The organism is Kocuria sp. NPDC057446 (genome assembly GCF_042802875.1).
Classification (GTDB): Bacteria; Actinomycetota; Actinomycetes; order Actinomycetales; family Micrococcaceae; genus Kocuria.
This window is the reverse complement of sequence record NZ_JBHVDI010000215.1, coordinates 1-4,971: the sequence shown is the minus strand read 5'-3', so window position 1 is coordinate 4,971 and position 4,971 is coordinate 1. Positions and strand designations below refer to the sequence as shown.

Genomic DNA, 4,971 nt, shown 5'->3' with positions numbered 1-4,971 from the left:
GCCGGACCACACCACAACAGGGTCGAGCCCCCGCACCACACGGTGCGGGGGCTCCCCGCATTTAACACCCCCCCTGGAAACCACCACCCCACAGGACCTATCGTCGAGGGCCAGGAGCAGGTCTGGACGAGGAGGAGCCGTGCGGCGCGAACTGGTGGGAGCAGTGATCGGAATGACGGGCCTGGTGCTGGCCGGCTGCGGCGATGACGGGGGCGGCGGTGCCGTGGTCGAGGAGACGACGGCCGCCGCGGAGTCCGGGGTCGGCTCCCGCGCCGTGCTCAACGACGCGGAGGGCACCGAGGTCGGCACCGTGCGCTTCGCGGAGGTCTCCGCCGGCACGGAGGTCGTGGCGGAGGTCCAGGGACTGGAGCCCGGCTTCTACGGACTGCACGTGCACACGACCGGCCTCTGCGAGCCGGACAGCAGCGCACCGGGCGAGCCCGGCACCACGGGGGCCTTCCTCTCCGCGGGCGGCCACCTCGGCGGGGAGGACGCGGAGCACCCCGAGCACGCGGGGGACCTCCCTGCCCTGCTCGTCACCGAGGACGGGCTGGGCTTCCTCACCACCGTCACCGACCGGTTCAGCGTCCAGGACCTCGTGGCCGACGACGACGGCAGCGCCGTGATGATCCACTCCGATCCCGACAACTACGCGAACGTCCCCGAGCGCTACGCCGCTGACGGGCCCGACGAGGACACCCTCGGCACCGGAGACGCCGGTTCGCGGCTGGCCTGCGGCGTCGTGGAATGACGTGGTGGAATGACGTCGTGGGACGGGTGACCGGAAGCGGTGCCAGCGGCGGTGCCGGTTGCGGCCGACGCCGTGGGCCGGCCAAGTCGTCCTTCGCTAGGCTGGGTCCGTTCCTGCCGTACGCCCGCGAGAGGGGTCGTCCACCATGCCCGACGTCAGTGCCGCCACCGCCCGGATCAACGAGGTCACCCTGACCTACACGGACCGGGGGGAGGGTCCGGTGCTGCTCCTGCTGCACGGCCACGCCTACGACCGGAGCATGTGGGCCCGCCAGATCGAGGTGTTCGCCGGCCGCGGCTGGCGGGTGGTCGCCCCCGACCTGCGCGGCTTCGGCGCGTCGGAGACCACCGAGGGCATCGTCTACACCGAGGAGTTCGCCGACGACGTCGCCGGCCTCCTCGAGCACCTCGCGGTCGACCAGGCGGTGGTCCTCGGGTTCTCGATGTCCGGGCAGATCGCGATGGAGCTCCTCCACCGGCACCCCGGGAAGGTCCGTGCGCTGGTCGTCAGCGACACCGTCCCCGAGGCGGAGGACGTCGCCGGCCGGCGCCGGCGGCACGTCACCGCGGACGCCATCCTGACCGGCGGCATGGAGGCCTACGGCCGCAGCGTCCTGGGCCGGATGGTCGCCGAGTCCACGGTGGAGACGCGCCCCGAGGTGGCGGCCGAGGTCCTGGCCATGATCCAGGGCGCCCCGGCGAAGGGTGCCGCGGCGGCGATGCGCGGGCGCGCCGAGCGCCGGGACTTCACGGACCTGCTCCGCGCCGTCCGCATCCCCGTGCTGGTCGTGGTGGGCTCGGACGACGCCTTCGACGGCGGGGCCGGCCGGCGGATGGCCGAGCTGGCCCCGGGGGCGGAGCTCGTCGTCGTCGACGGGGCCGGGCACACCCCCAGCCTCGAGCAGCCGGCCGCGTTCGACGACGCCCTGGACGCCTTCCTGCGCCGGTTCGACGACTGAGCCCGGCCGCGGCGGCGACTCCGCCCCCACACCTTTCCCACCCCCGTCCTCCCACGGCTGTTCCTCCGCCGCGGAAGGGCGGGGGTGCCGTTCTCTGACAGAGAACCGGTGTCACGACGGCGTATTAATCAGTATGCTGTTGACATCACTGCACGACGAGAGGAGTGGGCATGACCGAGACGAACGACGGACACCCGGAGGACGCCGACCGCGAGACGGTCGACCAGCTCGCGTTCCAGAACCCCGTGACGCGCTATCCCGTCCTGTCGCCCCCCAAGCAGGACCAGCCCGAGCCCGGCCTGGACGTCGAGCTCGAGCCGAGGACCGACCGGGGCGAGTTCTCCTACCGCGGCACCGGTCGCCTCGAGGGGCGCAAGGCTCTGATCACCGGAGCGGACTCGGGCATCGGCGCGGCCGTCGCCATCGCGTTCGCCAAGGAGGGGGCCGACGTGGCCCTCAACTACCTCCCGGACGAGGAGCCCGACGCGCAGGTGGTCAAGGCGATCGTCGAGAAGGCCGGCCGCACGGCCGTCCTCCTGCCCGGGGACCTGAGCGACAAGGCTTTCTGCGAGACCCTGGTCCAGAACGCGGTGGACGGCCTGGGCGGCCTCGACGTCCTCGTCAACAACGCCGGTAAGCAGGTCGCGGTCGAGAGCCTCGAGGACCTCGAGGACGAGCAGCTGGTCGACACCTTCACCGTGAACATCCTGGCGATGTTCCGGATCACCAAGGCGGCGCTGCGGCACCTGCCCGCCGGGTCCTCGATCATCAACACGACCTCGATCCAGGCCTACCAGCCGTCGCCGGAGCTGCTCGACTACGCGTCCACCAAGGCGGCGATCAACAACTTCACCAAGGGTCTCGGCCAGCAGCTGGCGCCCAAGGGCATCCGCGTCAACGCCGTGGCGCCGGGTCCGTTCTGGACCCCGCTCCAGGTCTCCGACGGCCAGCCGAAGGACGCGCTGCCCGAGTTCGGGCAGTCGACGCCCCTGGGCAGGGCCGGTCAGCCCACGGAGCTGGCCCCGGCCTACGTCTTCCTCGCATCGCCCGAGTCCAGCTACGTCATCGGCGAGACCCTCAACGTCAACGGCGGCAGCCCGTCGCCGTGAGAACGCTGCGCCGGGCGGCCCGCACGCGGAGGCCGCCCGATCCGGCGAGGGGGCTTGGTTCCACGGAGCCATGGCCCTACGCTGGGACCAGCCCGTAACATCAGTGGCCTTATGAAATGCTCCAGAAAGGCGGAATCATGACCACCAATCCCTATGACCCGACTCGCAACGAGGCAGGCGCGAGCCACTCGGCCGAGACCGGCACCACCTCCAAGAAGGACGTCGCCGCGGAGCGCGGCAAGGCCGAGGCCGACCAGCTCAAGCACGAGGCCGCCGACTCCGGTCAGCGCGTCACGGAGACGGCCAAGGAGCAGGCGGGTGCCGTCAAGCAGGAGGCCACCGCCCAGGCGCAGAACCTCCTCGGGCAGCTCCGGAGCGATCTCAAGGACCAGGTGGCGCCCCAGCAGGAGCGCATCGCCTCGAGCGTCCGCTCCGTCAGTGACGAGATCAACGCCCTGTCCCGCGGCGAGAAGCCCGAGACGGACTTCGTCACGGGCCTGCTCGACAGCGTCTCCGGTCGCGTCGACTCCGTGGCCTCGTCCCTGGAGAACAAGGACGCCAAGGACCTGCTGCAGGACGTCCGCCGGTTCGCGGCCCGTCGGCCCGGGACCTTCCTGGCCGTCGCCGCCGGCATCGGGCTCCTCGCTGGCCGCGCCACCCGCGGGGTCAAGGACAGCGACGAGATCGCGACCGACCGCCAGGGCGCCAAGGAGTTCTTCGGCGTCTCCGGCCAGCAGGGCCAGGGCACGCAGACCGGCGCGGGCGTCGCCACGGGCTCGGTCTACGACCAGGGCTACGACCGCAACCTCACCGCGACCGAGACCTCGGGCTACACCCCGGCCGACCCCTACGCCTACCGTTCCGACGAGCAGGGCGAGGCGGCCCGCACCTACACCGACCGCGTGCCCGGCACGGTCTACCCGGAACAGGAGGGCGACCGTCGATGAGCCATCCCATTCCCCCCTCGGACGCCGAGGACAGGGCGGAGCACGAGTCGCTCGGTGAGATGTTCAAGTCGCTGAGCACGAATCTGTCCACCCTCATCCAGCAGGAGATCGCGCTCGCCAAGGCCGAGGCGACCCAGACGGTGCAGGAGGCCAAGCAGTCGGCCAAGGACACGGGCAAGGGTGCGGGCATGCTCGCCGGGGCCGGCGTGGCCGGCCACTTCGTCCTGCTGTTCCTGTCCCTCGCCCTCATGTGGGGACTGAGCAACCTCGTGGACAGCCTCGTCTGGGCGTCCGTCATCGTGGCCGTCCTCTGGGCCGTCGTCGCCGGCATCCTCGCCGCGATCGGCAAGAAGAACCTCAACGCGGGCAAGCGGGAGATGGCCGAGGCCACCCAGGACCCCCTTCCCCTCACCCGTGAGACGGTCACCGAGATCCCGGAAACCGTGAAGCCTTCCAAGAAGGAGAACCGATGAGCCAGCAGAACCCCGAACAGATCCGTGCCGACATCGAGGCGACCCGTGCCCGTCTCAACTCCGATGTCGACGCCGTCGCCGAGAAGGTGACGCCCGAGCGCGTCGTCGAGCGGCAGAAGGACAAGGCCCGCGGCAAGGTCCAGGACACGGTCCAGGGAGTGCGGGAGCGCGTCATGGGAGCGTCCGACGACGCCGCGGACCGCGGTCGTCACCTCAAGGAAGGCGTGCAGGACCGTGCGGACGACCTGCGGGGCAGCGTCCAGGACCGTGCCGGTGACCTCCGGGAGGGCGTGCAGAACGCCCCGGCCACGGCCAAGGCGAAGACCCGGGGCAACCCGCTCGCCGCCGGCCTGATCGCCCTCGGCGCCGGATGGCTCGTGGGCTCGCTGCTGCCCTCCACGCAGAAGGAGCAGGAGCTCGTCGCCGACGCGGCGGACCGGGTCCAGCCGCACGCCCAGCACGCGGTCGAGTCCGCGAAGGACGCGGCGCAGGAGGTCGCCCAGGACCTCAAGGAGCCGGCGCAGGAGGCCGCGCAGTCCGTCAAGGAGACGGCGCAGTCGGGTGCCCAGGAGGTCAAGCAGCAGGGGCAGGGCGAGGCCCAGCACCTGAAGTCCTCCGCCCAGGGCTCGGCGCAGTCCGTCAAGGACGAGACGAAGAACGCCTGATCCCTGTCCGGCCGGTCTCCGGCCGGACACCGGTCACGACGAAGGCCCCGGATCGAGGATCCGGGGCC

6 protein-coding genes are annotated in these 4,971 nt (G+C 71.5%); all 6 read left to right on the top strand.

What is annotated here, in order from left to right; translation table 11 throughout:
- Positions 1–139 precede the first annotated feature (139 nt).
- The 6 genes from ACFU0Y_RS17060 to ACFU0Y_RS17035 all read left to right on the top strand — a co-directional run bounded on the left by ACFU0Y_RS17060 (position 140) and on the right by ACFU0Y_RS17035 (position 4,903).
- Positions 140–751: a superoxide dismutase family protein gene (locus ACFU0Y_RS17060; RefSeq protein ID WP_380215987.1), complete on the top strand. Its 612-nt coding sequence runs from the start codon at positions 140–142 to the stop codon at positions 749–751.
- A gap of 145 nt (positions 752–896) precedes the next feature.
- The gene (locus ACFU0Y_RS17055) at positions 897–1,709 is read left to right on the top strand and encodes an alpha/beta fold hydrolase (RefSeq protein ID WP_380215985.1); all 813 of its coding nucleotides are present in this window, start codon (positions 897–899) and stop codon (positions 1,707–1,709) included.
- 170 nt (positions 1,710–1,879) lie between these two features.
- A complete protein-coding gene (locus ACFU0Y_RS17050) occupies positions 1,880–2,818 on the top strand; it encodes an SDR family oxidoreductase (RefSeq protein ID WP_380215983.1) in 939 nt (312 codons plus the stop codon).
- A gap of 137 nt (positions 2,819–2,955) precedes the next feature.
- The gene (locus ACFU0Y_RS17045; RefSeq protein ID WP_380215981.1) at positions 2,956–3,765 is read left to right on the top strand and encodes a hypothetical protein; all 810 of its coding nucleotides are present in this window, start codon (positions 2,956–2,958) and stop codon (positions 3,763–3,765) included.
- Positions 3,762–4,238 carry a phage holin family protein gene (locus ACFU0Y_RS17040; protein ID WP_380215979.1) on the top strand — a complete coding sequence of 159 codons (477 nt, stop codon included), beginning with the start codon at positions 3,762–3,764 and terminating at the stop codon, positions 4,236–4,238. Before ACFU0Y_RS17045 ends, ACFU0Y_RS17040 begins: the two co-directional genes overlap by 4 nt.
- Positions 4,235–4,903, top strand: a complete 669-nt coding sequence (locus ACFU0Y_RS17035; RefSeq protein WP_380215977.1) for a DUF3618 domain-containing protein — start codon at positions 4,235–4,237, stop codon at positions 4,901–4,903. Before ACFU0Y_RS17040 ends, ACFU0Y_RS17035 begins: the two co-directional genes overlap by 4 nt.
- The last annotated feature ends 68 nt before the right edge of the window (positions 4,904–4,971 follow it).

What these genes read in the sequence shown, in the direction of transcription:
- ACFU0Y_RS17055 (WP_380215985.1), top strand. Translation starts at nt 897, where the DNA reads ATGCCCGACGTCAGTGCCGCCACCGCCCGGATCAACGAGGTCACCCTG.
- ACFU0Y_RS17035 (WP_380215977.1), top strand. Translation starts at nt 4,235, where the DNA reads ATGAGCCAGCAGAACCCCGAACAGATCCGTGCCGACATCGAGGCGACC.
- ACFU0Y_RS17040 (WP_380215979.1), top strand. Translation starts at nt 3,762, where the DNA reads ATGAGCCATCCCATTCCCCCCTCGGACGCCGAGGACAGGGCGGAGCAC.
- ACFU0Y_RS17045 (WP_380215981.1), top strand. Translation starts at nt 2,956, where the DNA reads ATGACCACCAATCCCTATGACCCGACTCGCAACGAGGCAGGCGCGAGC.
- ACFU0Y_RS17050 (WP_380215983.1), top strand. Translation starts at nt 1,880, where the DNA reads ATGACCGAGACGAACGACGGACACCCGGAGGACGCCGACCGCGAGACG.